This window comes from Bacteroides sp. AF29-11 (assembly GCF_003602895.1).
GTDB lineage: Bacteria > Bacteroidota > Bacteroidia > Bacteroidales > Bacteroidaceae > Bacteroides > Bacteroides uniformis.
Window position 1 is genome coordinate 284,588 of the sequence record NZ_QTLY01000008.1, and the last position, 15,378, is coordinate 299,965.

General features: G+C 47.0%; 14 protein-coding genes. 4 read left to right on the forward strand and 10 right to left on the reverse strand.

The window, feature by feature from the left end; translation table 11 throughout:
* Positions 1-6 precede the first annotated feature (6 nt).
* Entirely contained in the window at positions 7-1,713 is a 1,707-nt protein-coding gene (locus DWZ03_RS15270) for an acyl-CoA dehydrogenase family protein (protein ID WP_005826256.1), read from the forward strand.
* 137 nt (positions 1,714-1,850) lie between these two features.
* On the opposite strand, the gene DWZ03_RS15275 is transcribed toward DWZ03_RS15270, so the two are convergent.
* Together DWZ03_RS15275 and DWZ03_RS15280 are read right to left on the reverse strand one after the other, a co-directional pair.
* Positions 1,851-2,144, reverse strand: a complete 294-nt coding sequence (locus DWZ03_RS15275; protein ID WP_009036538.1) for a chaperone modulator CbpM — start codon at positions 2,142-2,144, stop codon at positions 1,851-1,853.
* A 17-nt stretch (positions 2,145-2,161) separates the two neighbouring features.
* Positions 2,162-3,130 carry a DnaJ C-terminal domain-containing protein gene (locus DWZ03_RS15280; protein WP_025834562.1) on the reverse strand — a complete coding sequence of 323 codons (969 nt, stop codon included), beginning with the start codon at positions 3,128-3,130 and terminating at the stop codon, positions 2,162-2,164.
* A 308-nt stretch (positions 3,131-3,438) separates the two neighbouring features.
* On the opposite strand from DWZ03_RS15280, the gene DWZ03_RS15285 reads away from it, so the two are divergent.
* The gene (locus tag DWZ03_RS15285; protein ID WP_120130365.1) at positions 3,439-5,949 is read left to right on the forward strand and encodes a glycoside hydrolase family 9 protein; all 2,511 of its coding nucleotides are present in this window, start codon (positions 3,439-3,441) and stop codon (positions 5,947-5,949) included.
* A gap of 171 nt (positions 5,950-6,120) precedes the next feature.
* Here the strand turns inward: DWZ03_RS15285 and DWZ03_RS15290 are convergent, their stop codons facing one another.
* The 4 genes from DWZ03_RS15290 to DWZ03_RS15305 all read right to left on the reverse strand — a co-directional run bounded on the left by DWZ03_RS15290 (position 6,121) and on the right by DWZ03_RS15305 (position 9,717).
* Positions 6,121-7,140, reverse strand: coding sequence for a threonine aldolase family protein (locus DWZ03_RS15290; RefSeq protein ID WP_120130379.1), 1,020 nt, complete (start codon positions 7,138-7,140; stop codon positions 6,121-6,123).
* A gap of 156 nt (positions 7,141-7,296) precedes the next feature.
* Positions 7,297-7,515, reverse strand: a complete 219-nt coding sequence (locus DWZ03_RS15295; protein WP_016273164.1) for a winged helix-turn-helix domain-containing protein — start codon at positions 7,513-7,515, stop codon at positions 7,297-7,299.
* Between the two features lie 254 nt (positions 7,516-7,769).
* Positions 7,770-9,407, reverse strand: a complete 1,638-nt coding sequence (gene groL / locus DWZ03_RS15300; protein ID WP_016273163.1) for a chaperonin GroEL — start codon at positions 9,405-9,407, stop codon at positions 7,770-7,772.
* 37 nt (positions 9,408-9,444) lie between these two features.
* Positions 9,445-9,717, reverse strand: a complete 273-nt coding sequence (locus DWZ03_RS15305) for a co-chaperone GroES (protein ID WP_004290132.1) — start codon at positions 9,715-9,717, stop codon at positions 9,445-9,447.
* 182 nt (positions 9,718-9,899) lie between these two features.
* Between DWZ03_RS15305 and DWZ03_RS15310 the strand changes: the two genes are divergently transcribed.
* On the forward strand, positions 9,900-10,754 hold the full coding sequence (locus DWZ03_RS15310) for a bile acid:sodium symporter family protein (protein ID WP_120130366.1): 855 nt from the start codon (positions 9,900-9,902) through the stop codon (positions 10,752-10,754).
* On the opposite strand, the gene DWZ03_RS15315 is transcribed toward DWZ03_RS15310, so the two are convergent.
* From DWZ03_RS15315 to hisS, 3 genes are all read right to left on the reverse strand, one after another.
* The gene (locus DWZ03_RS15315; protein WP_057256353.1) at positions 10,724-11,485 is read right to left on the reverse strand and encodes an EFR1 family ferrodoxin; all 762 of its coding nucleotides are present in this window, start codon (positions 11,483-11,485) and stop codon (positions 10,724-10,726) included. The two genes, DWZ03_RS15310 and DWZ03_RS15315, sit on opposite strands and share 31 nt — an antisense overlap.
* A gap of 48 nt (positions 11,486-11,533) precedes the next feature.
* Positions 11,534-11,692, reverse strand: a complete 159-nt coding sequence (locus DWZ03_RS20050; RefSeq protein WP_008663974.1) for a hypothetical protein — start codon at positions 11,690-11,692, stop codon at positions 11,534-11,536.
* Positions 11,693-11,839: 147 nt separating this feature from the next.
* Positions 11,840-13,201: a histidine--tRNA ligase gene (hisS, locus tag DWZ03_RS15320; RefSeq protein ID WP_120130367.1), complete on the reverse strand. Its 1,362-nt coding sequence runs from the start codon at positions 13,199-13,201 to the stop codon at positions 11,840-11,842.
* A gap of 132 nt (positions 13,202-13,333) precedes the next feature.
* On the opposite strand from hisS, the gene DWZ03_RS15325 reads away from it, so the two are divergent.
* Positions 13,334-14,497 (forward strand): TPR end-of-group domain-containing protein, encoded by a 1,164-nt coding sequence (locus tag DWZ03_RS15325; RefSeq protein ID WP_229078301.1) that lies wholly within the window; start codon positions 13,334-13,336, stop codon positions 14,495-14,497.
* Between the two features lie 61 nt (positions 14,498-14,558).
* On the opposite strand, the gene DWZ03_RS15330 is transcribed toward DWZ03_RS15325, so the two are convergent.
* Complete coding sequence (locus tag DWZ03_RS15330) at positions 14,559-15,254, reverse strand: zinc metallopeptidase (RefSeq protein WP_016273159.1); 696 nt, start codon at positions 15,252-15,254, stop codon at positions 14,559-14,561.
* Positions 15,255-15,378 lie beyond the last annotated feature (124 nt).

Here is a 15,378-nt window from a genome sequence, read left to right on the forward strand (position 1 = left end):
GAAATTATGGCAAATTTTTATACCGAAGTTCCCGAATTGAAGTATCATCTGAACAACTCGATGATGGAACGTATCTGCGAACTGAAAGAACGCGGTTACCAAGACAAAGACAAGTATGACTATGCTCCGCAGGACTATGCGGACGCTATGGACTCTTTTGACAAGGTACTTGAAATCACCGGAGAGATTACCGGAGAGATTATTGCTCCCAATGCCGAAGGCGTGGACGAAGAAGGTCCCCACTGTGCCAACGGCCGCGTGGAATATGCCAGCGGCACTAAGCAGAACCTCGACGCCATGGTAAAAGCTGGCTTGAACGGTATGACCATGCCGCGCCGTTTCGGTGGCTTGAACTTCCCGATTACTCCGTACACCATGTGTGCGGAAATCGTTGCCGCCGCCGATGCCGGTTTCGGTAACATCTGGTCACTGCAAGACTGCATCGAAACGCTCTACGAATTCGGTAACGAAGACCAGCACAGCCGTTTTATACCACGTGTCTGTGCCGGAGAAACCATGTCTATGGACCTGACAGAACCGGATGCCGGTTCCGACTTACAGAGCGTAATGCTGAAAGCGACCTATGACGAGGCCAACAACTGCTGGCGCCTGAACGGTGTGAAGCGTTTCATCACTAACGGTGATGCCAATCTCCACCTCGTACTGGCACGTTCAGAAGAAGGAACGAAAGACGGACGTGGCTTGTCCATGTTCATCTACGACAAGAATGAAGGCGGTGTAGACGTGCGCCGCATCGAGAACAAGCTGGGTATCCACGGCTCTCCCACCTGCGAACTGGTTTACAAGAATGCAAAGGCAGAGCTCTGCGGCGACCGCAAGCTTGGTTTGATTAAATACGTTATGGCTTTGATGAACGGTGCCCGTCTGGGTATTGCCGCACAGTCAGTAGGTCTTTCACAAGCTGCCTACAACGAAGGTCTGGCTTATGCCAAAGACCGCAAGCAGTTCGGCAAGGCCATCATCGAATTCCCGGCTGTATATGACATGCTGGCTATTATGAAAGCTAAGTTGGATGCAGGACGCTCCTTGCTGTACCAGACTTCCCGCTACGTGGACATCTACAAAGCGCTGGACGACATTGCTCGCGAACGCAAACTGACTCCGGAAGAACGCCAGGAACAAAAGAAGTATGCCAAACTTGCCGACGCCTTCACTCCGCTGGCAAAAGGTATGAACTCTGAATATGCCAATCAGAATGCTTACGACAGCATCCAGATTCACGGCGGTTCGGGCTTCATGCTGGAGTATGCTTGCCAACGTATCTATCGTGATGCACGTATCACTTCTATCTACGAAGGTACTACTCAGTTGCAGACCGTAGCTGCTATCCGCTATGTAACAAACGGCTCATACTCTGCCACCTTGCGCGACTACGAGCAAGTGCCGTGCAGCGAAGAAATGCAACCGTTGATGGACCGCATCAAAGAGATGACCAACAAGTTCGAAGCCTGCACCAATGCGGTGAAAGAGGCACAGAATCAGGAATTGCTGGACTTCGTGGCACGTCGCCTCTATGAGATGGCTGCGGTATGTATCATGTCGCACCTCATCATCCAGGACGCGACAAAGGCTCCCGAACTGTTCGGCAAGTCGGCTCTGGTGTATGTGAACTACGCAGAAGCTGAAGTGGAAAAACACTTTAACTTCATCCGTAAGTTCAAGGCAGAAGAGTTGGAAAGCTACCGCAAATAAATAAACGCATTGCTTGGACAAGGCAAATATAGCGGGCACCGGAGTAGCTAAACTCCGATGCCCGCTTGTTTTTTCTGAAATATTTCCTGCTTGCTCCTTCTTAAAGGGACAAAAGCTCTCAAAGAGAGAAAGGGAAATTAATACTCTCCGTGCAGCCTCAGCCTGCCGCGCAGCGAATGTATCTCCCGCTGCATCTCTTCCATCCTTGCCAGCAGATGATGGATGGCATCAATCCCTTCCATATTGATGGAAAGGTCGTAGTACATACGGCTGTACCGTTCCACATCCGGCAACTCGGAGAAAGGAAGATAACGTTCTCCACCTTCCTGCTCCACATCTATCAGCCCACTTTCGCACAACATATCAATAAAAGTGGGCTCTATATGACACTTGTCACAATATTCGCTGATGACAATCCATTCGTTCTGCATAATCCGTTCTCCTTTCATTAGTTCATACTCTGAATTTTACGGAACATCTCTTTCTGCTGTTCCGTCAGGTTTGTCGGCAACTTCACGGAATAAGTCACGATGAGATCGCCAAACTGTCCCTCCTTCTTATATATGGGGAAGCCCTTACCCTTCAGACGTACCTTAGTCCCGTTCTGAGTTTCGGGTTTCACCTTCAGCTTCACCTGACCATCCAAAGTATCCACCAACTGGTCGCCACCCAGCAGGGCTGTATAAAGGTCGACGGTCACATCCACATACAAATCATCTCCCAAACGCTTGAATACCGAGTCGTCCGGAATCACAAACGTGATGTACAAGTCACCTGCAGGACCTCCGTTGATGCCCTCGCCACCATAGCCTTTCAGTTTGATGACCTGTCCGTTGGCCACACCGGCCGGAATGGTAATACGCACTTGCTTGCCATTCACCGTCAATATCTGTTTATGGGTCTTCGCAGCCTCACGAAGCGAGAGGTTCAAATCCGCATGATAATCCTGCCCGCGGAAACCGGCATTGGCACCGCCTCCGCCGCGCGTACGATGACCGAACATCTGTTCGAAGAAGTCTGAGAAACCACCGGCATTACTGCCCGAAAATTCCTGGCCGTCGGAAGAATACCAATACGTACCGCCTCCGTCCGTACCAAATCCCGCACCGGAACCTCCAAAACCGGCACCGCCAAATCCCCCGAAGCCTCCGGCTTGCTGCTGTGCCCGCTTCTGCGCTTCAAACTCGTCGGCATGTTTCCAATGTTCACCATATTCATCATATTTCTTTCTCTTTTCAGGATCACTCAGCACCTCATTCGCCTCGTTGATAGCCTGAAACTTATCCTTGGCCGTAGCATCGTTCGGATTCAAGTCAGGATGGTACTTGCGCGCCAGCTTGCGGAACGCTTTCTTGATGTCATCCTGAGATGCCTTTTTGTCCACTCCAAGGACCTGATAGTAATCAATATAAGCCATAGTCTATTAGTTTTATTGTCTAAATACCATAAAACAAATAACACGCCAATTTGTTTTACGCATTACTAAAATAGGTAAACGAAAATTAAAAAGCATCATCAAGCATAATAATTACTTAATAAACAAACATTTAGTTTCAACCAAACACTTATTTCACGTCTATAAAATACCCAAATAGTGTAAACGACACCTAATATCGTCTAATTATTCATCCTAAATCTTCCTAAAATTGACAGAAAATGCTTTATTTGTAATAAGGAAAATTTGTTTTATATATAATCCCCAACCTTAGATTAAAAACCCCCATTATGAAAAGTAATTATTGGCTCCTAACGGTAATATTCGCTCTCGTAGCCCTGCCGGGCAAAGCAGGCGAATGGATCAGAATCAACCAACTCGGCTATTTGCCGCAATCCGTCAAAGTCGCTGTATTCATGAGCGAGGAAGGAACAAACGTAGAAAATTATTCATTGATTGACGCTTTCACCGGAAAGGTGGTGCGTACCTTCAACACGGCCAAGGCCACCGGCAAGATGGGAGGCATGAAGAGTACCTACCGGTTGAACTTCAGTGATTTCACAGAACCGGGCACGTATTATCTGAAAGCAGGCAAAGCGGTCTCCCCCCGTTTCCCCATCAATGCACAAGTCTACAACGGTACCGCAGACTACCTGCTGCACTACATGCGGCAGCAACGCTGCGGCTATAATCCGTTCCTGAAAGACAGCTGCCACGTGCACGACGGCTACATCGTCTATCACCCCACCAAAACCGGACAACATATAGACGTCCGCGGAGGCTGGCACGATGCTACGGACTATCTGCAATACACCACCACTTCCGCCAATGCCATCTACCAGATGATGTTTGCCTATCAAGAAAATCCGGAATCATTCGGTGACGCCTATGATGCAGCCGGAAATCCGGGAGCCAACGGCATTCCCGACATCGTGGACGAAATCAAGTGGGGACTGGACTGGCTGAACAGGATGAATCCTGCTCCGGGCGAGCTGTACAACCAGATAGCCGACGACCGTGACCATGCCGGAATGCGCCTACCTAACAAAGACCTGGTGAATTATGGCTACGGACCGGGTAAAGGACGCCCCGTTTACTTTTGCAGTGGCGAACCGCAAGTACGTGGAGAGTTCAAGAACGCAACGACCGGAGTGGCAAGCACTGCCGGCAAGTTTGCCTCCTGCTTCACTTTAGGCGCCAAGATATTGAAAGACTACTATCCTGAATTTGCAGCAGAAATCGAAGCCAAGGCCGATGCCGCCTATCAGGAAGGCGTCAAGAAACCGGGAGCATGCCAGACCGCCTCTGTCTTGTCTCCCTACATTTACGAAGAGGACAACTGGGTGGACGATATGGAACTGGGAGCCATTGAGCTGTACAAAGCCACCGGCGACAACAAATACCTGGCCCAAGCCCTTGAATACGGACGTCGCGAACCGGTGACTCCCTGGATGGGCGCCGACAGTGCACGCCACTACCAATGGTATCCATTCATGAATATGGGGCACTACCATCTTGCCAAAGTGGACAACAGCCGCATCAGCAAGGAATTCATCCGCAACATGCGTACGGGCATTGAACGCACGTACGAGAAAGCGGTAGAAAGCCCCTTCCTGCACGGTATACCCTACATCTGGTGTTCCAACAATCTGACTACCGCCATGCTGACCCAATGCCGGCTGTACCGTGAAACCACCGGCGATGACACATACGCCGAAATGGAAGCCTCCCTGCGCGACTGGCTGTTCGGCTGTAACCCTTGGGGAACCAGCATGATTGTGGAACTTCCCCTTTACGGAGACTATCCCTCGCAACCCCACTCCTCACTGCTGAATGCAGGCGTGGGCAATACTACCGGCGGACTGGTGGACGGTCCTGTCTATCGTACCATCTTCGAAAGCCTGCGCGGTGTCAACATGACGGGAATTCCCGGAACTCCCGGACAAGACTACGAACGCTTCCAGCCAGACCTGATGGTATATCACGACGCCATCCACGACTATTCCACCAATGAGCCTACCATGGACGGAACCGCCTGCCTCACGTACTACCTCTCTGCCATGCAGAAGGATGGAATGAAGCAAGCCGGTATCCCAAATGACAAGAATGTATATGTGGACGGAGGCATTATCCGCACCGATCCCTCAAAAAAGCAAATCACCCTCGTATTCACTGCCGCCGACAAAGCAGACGGTGCCGATGCCATCATCAGCACCTTGAAGAAGCATGGCATCAAAGGCAGCTTCTTTTTTACCGGAGAGTTCTATGAACTCTATCCCGATGTAGTGAAACACCTACTCGACGAAGGGCATTTTGTAGGCAGCCACAGTTACGGACATCTTTTGTACATGCCGTGGGAAGACCGTGATTCTCTGCTGGTCACCCGAGAAGAGTTTGAGAACGATATGATGAAAAGCTACGAGACCCTCCGCAAGGCAGGTATCGAATACAAGGACGCTCCCGTCTATATTCCTCCTTACGAATACTATAACAAGGAAATATCCGCCTGGGCAAAGAATATGGGTATTCAAGTTATCAACTATACCCCTGGTACCATGAGCAATGCCGACTACACCACTCCGGACATGGGACAGAAGTACCGGAGCAGCAAATTCATCTACGACAAGATTATGGAGGTGGAAAAGAAAGAAGGTCTGAACGGACACTTGATGCTGATACACTTCGGAACGGACGACCGCCGCACAGACAAGTTCTATAATGGCTATCTGGACAAAATGATTAAGACGCTGAAACGAAAAGGCTACACTTTTGTACCGGTCCGCGAGGCTGTCGGTATATAAGCATACTCTAACAAGGATTTATTGAAAAGGTTAGTTAAAAAGGTTATCGTACAAAGGTATTTAAGGTAAATATTCAATCGGTTTGTTTTCAGTAAACCTTCCCCTACCCCCAAGAGGGGAAAGTTTCGAAGTAAGCTCCCAGCCTGTGAAGGTTAGGAGCTTTTATATATTTCAGAGAAGCCTTTTTACCGATTGCAGCAATTGCTCGATATCTTCTTCCGTAGTATCAAAAGAGGTTACAAAACGGATTTCGTGGATGGCCTCATCCCAGAAGTAGAAGAAATACTCCTTCAACAGCTCGTCAATCACCGGACGGGGCATCGTAAGGAAAAGCTGGTTACTTTCCACCTTCTGCGTAAAATGCGCACCTGGCAATTCCTTCAATCCGTCGTAAAGAATCTTTGCCATACGATTGGCATGCGCGGCATTTTTCAACCAAAGGCTGTCTGTCAGGTAGGCAGTGAACTGGCAGGACAGATAGCGGAGCTTGGATGCGAGCTGTGCCGACTGCTTGCGCACAAAATAAGCTTCCTTCTTCAAAGCTGGGTTAAAGACAACCACGCTTTCTCCCAACATCAGTCCATTTTTCGTACCACCGAAGCTGAGGATATCTATCCCGCAATCCACTGTCAGTTCCCTAAAGCCAAGATTCAAGGCTGCACAAGCATTTGCCAGACGTGCTCCGTCCATATGGACATACATGCCATGCCGATGGGCCAAATCCGTCAAAGCCCGCAACTCGTCCGGCTTATAGACAGTGCCCAGCTCCGAACATTGCGAAATATAGATGGCTCCGGGCTGCGAATGATGCTGTTCGCCGAAATGGCACAAATAAGGACGGACTAAATCGGGCGTCAGCTTGCCGTCAGGGGTAGCTATAGGACGAATCTGACAACCTGTCATACGGGCAGGCGCACCGCACTCATCGACATAGATATGTGCGGTCTCCGCACAAATAATGGAATTATAAGGGCGGGTACACAGCTGCAAAGCCACCGCATTACTGCCCGTACCATTGAATACGAACAACGGTTCGCAATTCGGCGTAAACGCTTCCCTTATTTTACGGACAGCCTCTTCTGTCCAAGGGTCATCCCCATAACCGACAGCATGGTCACTGTTGGCCCGGTTCAGTGCCTCCATTACCAACGGATGTACGCCTGAATTATTGTCTGAAGCAAAACTTCTCATAATCTTTCTGTTTTTGTTCATTGAAAAGAATGTGCAAAGGAAAGAATATTCTGCAACATGAAAAAACAAAGGAGCACAGATTTCATCCCCCCGGCAGAAAATGCTTCCGCACTATGAAATCTGTGCCCCTCAATCAATCCATTCACTCGGTTCCCTTTATCCGATATAAACATTTACCCCTAGTGAAACATAAAGTTCATCTTCTTCCTGATGAATTTCAATCTTGTCCTCACGGGCAAGCCACCCCAATGCGGCTCCCAATTCCTTGTCCTTCAGTCCGGACTTCCTCTTTAAAGAATCGTAGCTCCATCTGGTATAATCGCTAAGCAACTGCCAAACTTTCCCAGCATTTAGTCCAATTTCGCTTTTGTTCATTTTTCTCTTTAATTAAAAAGGTTAATAGCTCTTGTTGATTAGGTTATCTTTACAAAGGGTAAAGATATGATTTTTTATTTAACTAACAACAAAAACGAACAAAAGATATAAAAATGAACCGTTTTTGCAACACTTTTGTAATATTACACTCTTTTTATTGATAATCAAGAAGGAAAATGAAACAAAAAAACCGCAGTATCTATCAAAAAGACACTGCGGTTCTTCTATTTGATTAAGCAATCAGGGGAAAAGTCTTACATCATTCCACCCATGCCGCCCATTCCGGGAGCACCCATCGGCATTTCGGGCTTATCCTCTTTCTTCTCTACGATTACACATTCTGTAGTCAAGAACATGCCTGCAATAGAAGCGGCATTCTCAAGAGCCACACGAGTAACCTTGGCAGGATCTACCACACCAGCTGCATGCAGGTTTTCATAAACATCTGTACGGGCATTGTAACCAAAGTCTGCCTTGCCTTCACGCACTTTCTGTACAACAACAGCACCTTCTTTACCAGCGTTGGCAACAATCTGGCGCAACGGTTCTTCAATAGCACGTTTGATGATGTCAATACCGGTTGTTTCATCTACATTGTCACCCTTAAAGCCTTCCAGAGCATCCAATGCACGGATATAGGCTACACCACCACCTGGAACAATACCTTCTTCGATAGCGGCACGGGTAGCACGAAGCGCATCGTCTACACGGTCTTTCTTTTCCTTCATTTCAACCTCAGAAGCAGCACCTACATAAAGAACAGCTACACCGCCAGACAACTTGGCCAGACGTTCCTGCAGTTTTTCCTTGTCATAATCAGATTTCGTAGATACAATCTGAGCCTTGATTTGCTCGCAACGTTCCTTGATGTTTTCTTTGTCACCGGCACCGTTTACAATGGTTGTATTATCCTTGGAGACAGTTACCTTGTCGGCAGTACCCAGCATTTCGATAGTAGCTTGTTCCAACTTCAGACCTTTTTCCTCGCTGATGACAACACCACCGGTCAGCACTGCAATATCTTCCAACATTTCCTTGCGACGGTCACCGAAGCCCGGAGCCTTCACTGCACAAATCTTCAACTGAGAACGCAGACGGTTTACAACCAAAGTTGTCAGCGCTTCGCTATCCACATCTTCTGCAATAACCAGCAAAGGACGACCAGTCTGTACTGCCGGTTCAAGAATGGGCAGGAAATCTTTCAAGTTGGAAATCTTCTTATCATAAATCAGGATGTACGGTTTCTCCATTTCGCACTCCATCTTCTCCGTGTTGGTAACGAAGTAAGCAGAGAGGTAGCCACGATCGAACTGCATACCTTCAACCACACCGATAGTAGTATCAGTACCCTTGGCCTCTTCGATAGTGATGACACCGTCTTTGGAAACTTTGCGCATAGCGTCTGCAATCAGCTTACCGATAACGGGGTCATTGTTGGCAGAAACAGAAGCAACTTGTTCAATCTTGTCATAGTTGTCACCCACTTTCTCTGCCTGTCCTTTGATAGAATCAACCACTTTGGCAACAGCCTTGTCGATACCGCGTTTGATATCCATCGGGCTGGCACCAGCAGTCACGTTCTTCAAGCCTTCGGCTACGATGGCCTGAGCCAAAACAGTAGCGGTTGTAGTACCATCACCTGCATCATCACCGGTCTTGGAAGCAACTTCCTTTACCAACTGTGCGCCGGTATTCTGATATGCGTCTGCCAACTCAACTTCTTTCGCTACCGTTACACCATCTTTCGTGATGTGGGGAGCACCGAATTTCTTTTCGATGATAACGTTACGACCTTTAGGGCCGAGGGTTACTTTCACTGCATTTGCCAGTGTGTCGATACCTTTCTTCAATTGGTCGCGGGCATCGATATTGAATAATATTTCTTTTGCCATAATTTTATTTACTATTTAACGGTTTACTAATTAAAAATTATCCCAAAACAGCGAGCACATCGCTTTGACGCATGATGAGATACTTGGTTCCTTCAACTTCCAGTTCAGTACCAGCATACTTGCCATACAACACTGTGTCACCAACCTTCAACACCATTTCTTCGTCTTTTGTTCCGTTGCCTACTGCAATAACTTCACCTTTCAAAGGTTTCTCTTTCGCTGTATCAGGAATAATGATACCGCCAATTGTCTTTTCTTCTGCAGGTGCAGGGAGTATCAGCACTCTGTCTGCTAATGGTTTAATGTTCATAGTCTTTTTGTTTTATATGTTATACATTTATTATAATAGTAATTTTGCTTTAAACAAGCAATAAACAACTTACGAAAACCGTGCCAAACCGACAAGCTGTTTGTTTGGCAGACAAAGACTGACAAAATGACAAAGTATAAACAAGATTTGCTATCTTTGCAGCCTCCAAAATGATTTGACTTATGAATGCAATATGGATAGTCCTCCCCATTCTTACCTTATTGATGTTTGAACTGGGACTGACATTACAAACCGAAGACTTTCAACTGTTCCGCAAACGCCCCCGCCCCATTATTGCCGGGCTGGCAGGCCAAATCATCCTACTGCCGATACTGGCATTTGCTTTAGGACATGTCTTCCATCTCGAACCTCTGTTCTTTATCGGCATCATACTCATAGCCTGCTCGCCAGGCGGCAGCTCATCCAACATCTTCTCCATGATAGCCAAAGGAGACGTAGCATTGTCCGTATCACTGACGGCATGCAGCAGCATTATTACGCTGTTCACTATCCCCGTGATTATGGAATTCGCCACACACTTTGTAGACAGCAATCTGGACATAGATATCCATCTCCCCGTAGGCAGCCTCATCATGCAGAACTTGGTCCTAATGCTTCTTCCCATTGTAGCCGGCATACTCACGAGGCGCTACCGTCCGCAAATGGCAGAAAGGCTTCATAAGATATTGTCCAAGACAGCCTTTCCTGCACTTATCCTGCTGGCAACCATCTTCTTCATACAGCACCATGCTACCATCACCGGGCAATTCGGCAAACTGGGCCTCTGCATCTCCATTCTTATCCTGCTGGCTATGGGAGGCGGCGTAGTGCTATCGAAGTCCATGCACCTCAACCGGAAAGAACAACGTACACTCATTATAGAAATCGGTATGCAGAATGCCGCACAAGCAATTGCTGTTGCCAGTAGTCCGTTTGTATTCAACAATGACATTATTGCAATACCTGCCATTATCTACGCACTGGTAATGAATGTTATTCTGCTGATTTATGTGGGAGTGGTGAAGCGGCAAAGATAATCTTCCAACCGGTATCTCCCCTTCTTCTGTGTCGCTTTTCCATACTGTATCACTTTCCGGGGGCAAAAATGCAAACAAGCCATACAATGAATGCACTGCTTTCCCCACACCGGATGCCCATCCACCAACCGGATATTACCTACCGGACAAGATTTGCCGCATATTCCGCAAGAGATACAGCCTTCATCTACATGGAAACTCCTTGTACCAATGACAAAACGGACAAACAAAGGATTCACAACATACGTTTTCAGCCAGGCAGCACTGCCCTCATGCACATTCCAGACCCTCTTCCGTGCAATGACATCTTCGGCAATCGAAGCGACAGCATGCCGTGCGTTCTCTATCTTCTTGAGGCAAAGCGCCCCATCGTCCAAATTGAACATCGGTACATAGGTATTGGGCATTGCAACAGACCAGGCTGCATCCAACGGAAAATGTTCCGCCAGGCGGTTCATTCCCTTTCCCATATCGTCCCCGCATGTACACACGGCATAACGGTAACAGCAGTCCGGCAACCGGAGCTGCGACAAAAAATCAATCAAGACACGGGGTGCATACCATGAGTGTACCGGAAAAACAATGCCCAGTCTGTCAGCTGTCGACAGCCCTGCGGGTATCGAGCCTTGCTTAAGGCAATCAACAATGCTGACGGCAGTATCATGCATAGCCTCTGCAAGCAATTCTGCAATCCAGCGTGAGTTTCCGGTTGCGGTAAAATAAAGTATCATCGGCAGTATGTTTTGCCGACAAAGGTAGTGATTTGACTTGAATTCCTTCTATTCCAGCAACTCTTCTATGGAATAATTTTCCCAGAACGCTTTTGTAGAATGTACCAATGAACTGCCCATATAGAGCAGGAACAATGCCGCTATGACAATCATCAGGAAACTGACGAGGGCATTGTGTTTTTCTTGCTTAAGCTCAACAGAAACCATAAGAACCTCCTTTTTTTGTCAGTACAAAGATAAATGCAGGATGTTTCATTTCTCCTACGCCACTATTACAAATACCTATATTCGTGCCATAAATATACAAAAAAAGGAGCAATTTTGTGCTCCTTTTTAAATGTATTTCAGTTTTTATTATTTCAGTTCGCTAACCAGCTCTTGGGGAGTGACCATTTTCTGCTCTCCGGTCTCCATGTTTTTCAATGTCACCTTACCTTCATTCATTTCATCCTCACCCACCAGGGCCACAAACGGGATGGCTTTGGAGTTCGCATACCCCATCTGTTTCTTCATCTTGCTTGCATCGGGGAAAATCTCGGCACGGATGCCTGCCGCACGCACTTCAGTCAATACATTCATTGAGAATGCGGCCTCTTTCTCACCAAAGTTGATAAACAGCAACTGAGTACCGTTCACCGCTTCTTTCGGATAAAGGTCAAGCTGGTTCAGCACATCAAAGATACGGTCTGCACCGAACGAGATACCGACACCACTGACACCGGACATACCGAATACACCCGTCAAGTTGTCATAGCGTCCTCCACCAGTAATACTGCCGATTTGCACATCCAGCGCCTTTACTTCGAAGATGGCACCGGTATAGTAATTCAAGCCACGGGCCAATGTCAAATCCAGCTCGATTTCGTTCTTCAAGCCAAGGTTCTTTAAGGTGGAAAGGATAAATTCACTTTCCTCCACGCCCTTCAGTCCGGTCTCGCTGGCAGCAAGAACTTCCTTCAGAGTTGCAAGTTTCTCTTCATTACTTCCGCTCAACAAAATGATAGGTTGCAGTTTGGCGATAGCCTCGTCACTGATGCCTTTCTCTTTCAACTCGGCATTGACATTGTCCAGACCTATCTTATCCAACTTATCAATGGCCACAGTAATATCAACAATCTTGTCAGACTCACCGATGATTTCGGCAATGCCACTCAATATCTTACGGTTGTTAATCTTGATACAAACACGGATGCCGAAGCGGGTAAATACCGTATCGACAATCTGCATCAGCTCCACCTCATTCAGCAAGGAATCACTGCCTACCACATCGGCATCGCACTGATAGAACTCACGATAGCGTCCTTTCTGCGGACGGTCGGCGCGCCACACAGGCTGTATCTGATAACGTTTGAAAGGAAAAGTTATTTCATCGCGGTGCATCACCACGTAGCGAGCAAAAGGTACTGTGAGGTCATAGCGCAAACCTTTCTCGCAAAACTTGCAGGCAAGTCTCGGAGCATTACGGCTCAACAGTTCTTCATCTGTCAGTCCGGAGAAGTAATCACCGGAATTCTGTATCTTGAACAAAAGCTTGTCGCCTTCCTCACCATACTTCCCCATCAAGGTAGAAAGCATTTCCATCGAGGGCGTTTCTATCTGCTGAAAACCATAGAGATGATATACCTCACGAATCGTATTGAATATATAGTTACGCTTCGCCATTTCTACGGGCGAGAAGTCACGGGTTCCTTTCGGAATACTTGGTTTTGCTGCCATAATCAGTTCAATTATTTTAAAAATCGGACGACAAAGTTACAGTATTTTATTGATTAAGAAAAGAGAATGTTTACCTTTGTATCATTACCGTCGCATAAAAACGACCAAAACAAACTTCAAACTTACACATTTATGAAAGAGAGACTGATTTTATTCTGCATGTTGTTGCTATGCGGCATCGGTGTTAGCCGGGCACAATCCGGCAACGCCAAAGACTTCGACCAAAAAGAAGAAGCCATCGTACAAAAGCTGCAACAAGCCGTCAATGAGAAAAACTATAAAGAAGCCGAAAAGAACGGTAAGGCTTTGATAACTCTGTTCAAAGAACAAGACGAGAACACTCAGAAAAAGTACAGCTGGCTCATACAGTCCTATTACTACAATTTAGCCTGCTTCCAATCCTTGTTAAAGAAAAAAGGTGAAGCCATCAAAAATTTAGAACTGGCCTACGACAATGGATTTCAAGATTACAACCACATGATGAATGATACCGACTTAGACAACCTGCGCAGCGATAAACGCTTCAAGGCAGTGCTTGCCAAAGTGAAGGAAGTGGGTGACTACCTCGACATACTTCAAAAAGCACCGGGATACACCCACAATGAGCGCCCTGATACACTCCCCCGCTTCGAATACATCAATCCCAACAACAAGTATTTAGTAGAGGTACGCCAATACTTCAAGTTGGACAGTGTGGCAGGCGCAGGCGACGAATTATCAAAAATAAAGAACATACTGACTTATATACACAATACCATAAAACATGACGGAAACCATGAAAGTCCGGCAGGCAGCAACATCATCAAATGGGCAGAAGCTTGCAAAGGCGGTGCGCGAGGTCTGCATTGCGGAGGTCTTGCCCATGTACTGAAGGATTGTTATCTGTCCATGGGATTTAAGGCACGCCACATCAGCGGATTACCTCAAAAATACATCGGCGAATGCCATTCCATTAACGTAGTTTATTCCAATACCTTGGATAAATGGATATGGATAGACCCCACCAACAATGCCTGGGTGATGGATGAAAACGGCATCATGCTAAGTGTGCAAGAAGTGCGCGAACGCCTGCGAGACGGTCGTCCGGTAATCCTAAATGAAGAAGCCAACTGGAACAACCAGCAGAAGATTACCAAAGAATATTATTTAGACAGCTATATGGCCAAGAATCTCTATAGCATAAAAGCAGACGATGTACTGCTTTGCCCCTCAGACCCTAATGCAGAAAACTTCTTCCAAGCCAAGTACGTGGTCAATGACGATACCTGGTTCTGGCAGTCGCCCTATCAGGAATAAAAAAACAGATGATACATCCGGCAGAGACACATCATCTGTTTTTTATGTCTGCATCATGTGTTTAATCTCTGCGTCCCAGGAATATCATGATATAATAAATCAAGGTAGCAAGCGAACCGAGAGCAGCCACTACATACGTATAGGCAGCCGAACGGAGTGCATCTTCCGCTTGCGCATGATTATATGAATTCGTAATGCCGGAGTTGCTGAGCCATACCAGCGCACGCTTACTTGCATTGATTTCCACCGGTAAGGTGATGAAGCTGAACAAAGTTGTCAATGCAAACAATATAATGCCCGCCAGCAACAGTTGTGGGAAGGAGTTCAGCATCAAGATACCTGCCAGCAGCAACCACGTCATCCATTGTGAAGCAAAAGACACCACCGGCACCAGCTTGCTGCGCATTGTCAACGGAGCATATGCGCGTGCATGCTGCACGGCGTGACCACATTCGTGGGCTGCAACGGCAGCAGCCATGATGCTGTTACTGCTATAAACACTCTCACTCAGGTTTACTGTCTTATTGGCAGGATTATAATGGTCGGTCAGATGTCCGGGAGTATGCGTCACAGTCACATCGTAGATGCCATTGTCGTGCAGCATCTTCAAGGCCACGTCTGCTCCCGTCATTCCGTTGCCGGTAGGGATTTTAGAGTACTTCTTGAATTTGTTCTGAAGATTCATCTGTACCAGCCAGCTGACGACGGCAATACCGATAAAAATAATCCATTGCATTCCTATCATTCCTGTTCCCATAATTTTCTTTCTTTAAATTGTGAATAAATCAGTCGTTTCTTATTGTATAACAAATAGTCTGCCAAAAATAAAAGGAAACGGTGAGCAATGCCAGCGTTTCCTTTATCTTTTAGGAAGAATTAAA

Bases quoted from the DNA above. Each gene is read 5' to 3' on its own strand.
- DWZ03_RS15275 (WP_009036538.1), bottom strand. From the start codon at position 2,144: ATGCAGAACGAATGGATTGTCATCAGCGAATATTGTGACAAGTGTCAT.
- DWZ03_RS15330 (WP_016273159.1), bottom strand. From the start codon at position 15,254: ATGGGAACAGGAATGATAGGAATGCAATGGATTATTTTTATCGGTATT.
- DWZ03_RS15280 (WP_025834562.1), bottom strand. From the start codon at position 3,130: ATGGCTTATATTGATTACTATCAGGTCCTTGGAGTGGACAAAAAGGCA.
- DWZ03_RS15295 (WP_016273164.1), bottom strand. From the start codon at position 7,515: ATGAACAAAAGCGAAATTGGACTAAATGCTGGGAAAGTTTGGCAGTTG.
- hisS (WP_120130367.1), bottom strand. From the start codon at position 13,201: ATGGCAGCAAAACCAAGTATTCCGAAAGGAACCCGTGACTTCTCGCCC.
- groL (WP_016273163.1), bottom strand. From the start codon at position 9,407: ATGGCAAAAGAAATATTATTCAATATCGATGCCCGCGACCAATTGAAG.
- DWZ03_RS15290 (WP_120130379.1), bottom strand. From the start codon at position 7,140: ATGAGAAGTTTTGCTTCAGACAATAATTCAGGCGTACATCCGTTGGTA.
- DWZ03_RS15315 (WP_057256353.1), bottom strand. From the start codon at position 11,485: ATGATACTTTATTTTACCGCAACCGGAAACTCACGCTGGATTGCAGAA.
- DWZ03_RS15305 (WP_004290132.1), bottom strand. From the start codon at position 9,717: ATGAACATTAAACCATTAGCAGACAGAGTGCTGATACTCCCTGCACCT.
- DWZ03_RS15285 (WP_120130365.1), top strand. From the start codon at position 3,439: ATGAAAAGTAATTATTGGCTCCTAACGGTAATATTCGCTCTCGTAGCC.
- DWZ03_RS15325 (WP_229078301.1), top strand. From the start codon at position 13,334: ATGAAAGAGAGACTGATTTTATTCTGCATGTTGTTGCTATGCGGCATC.
- DWZ03_RS15270 (WP_005826256.1), top strand. From the start codon at position 7: ATGGCAAATTTTTATACCGAAGTTCCCGAATTGAAGTATCATCTGAAC.
- DWZ03_RS20050 (WP_008663974.1), bottom strand. From the start codon at position 11,692: ATGGTTTCTGTTGAGCTTAAGCAAGAAAAACACAATGCCCTCGTCAGT.
- DWZ03_RS15310 (WP_120130366.1), top strand. From the start codon at position 9,900: ATGAATGCAATATGGATAGTCCTCCCCATTCTTACCTTATTGATGTTT.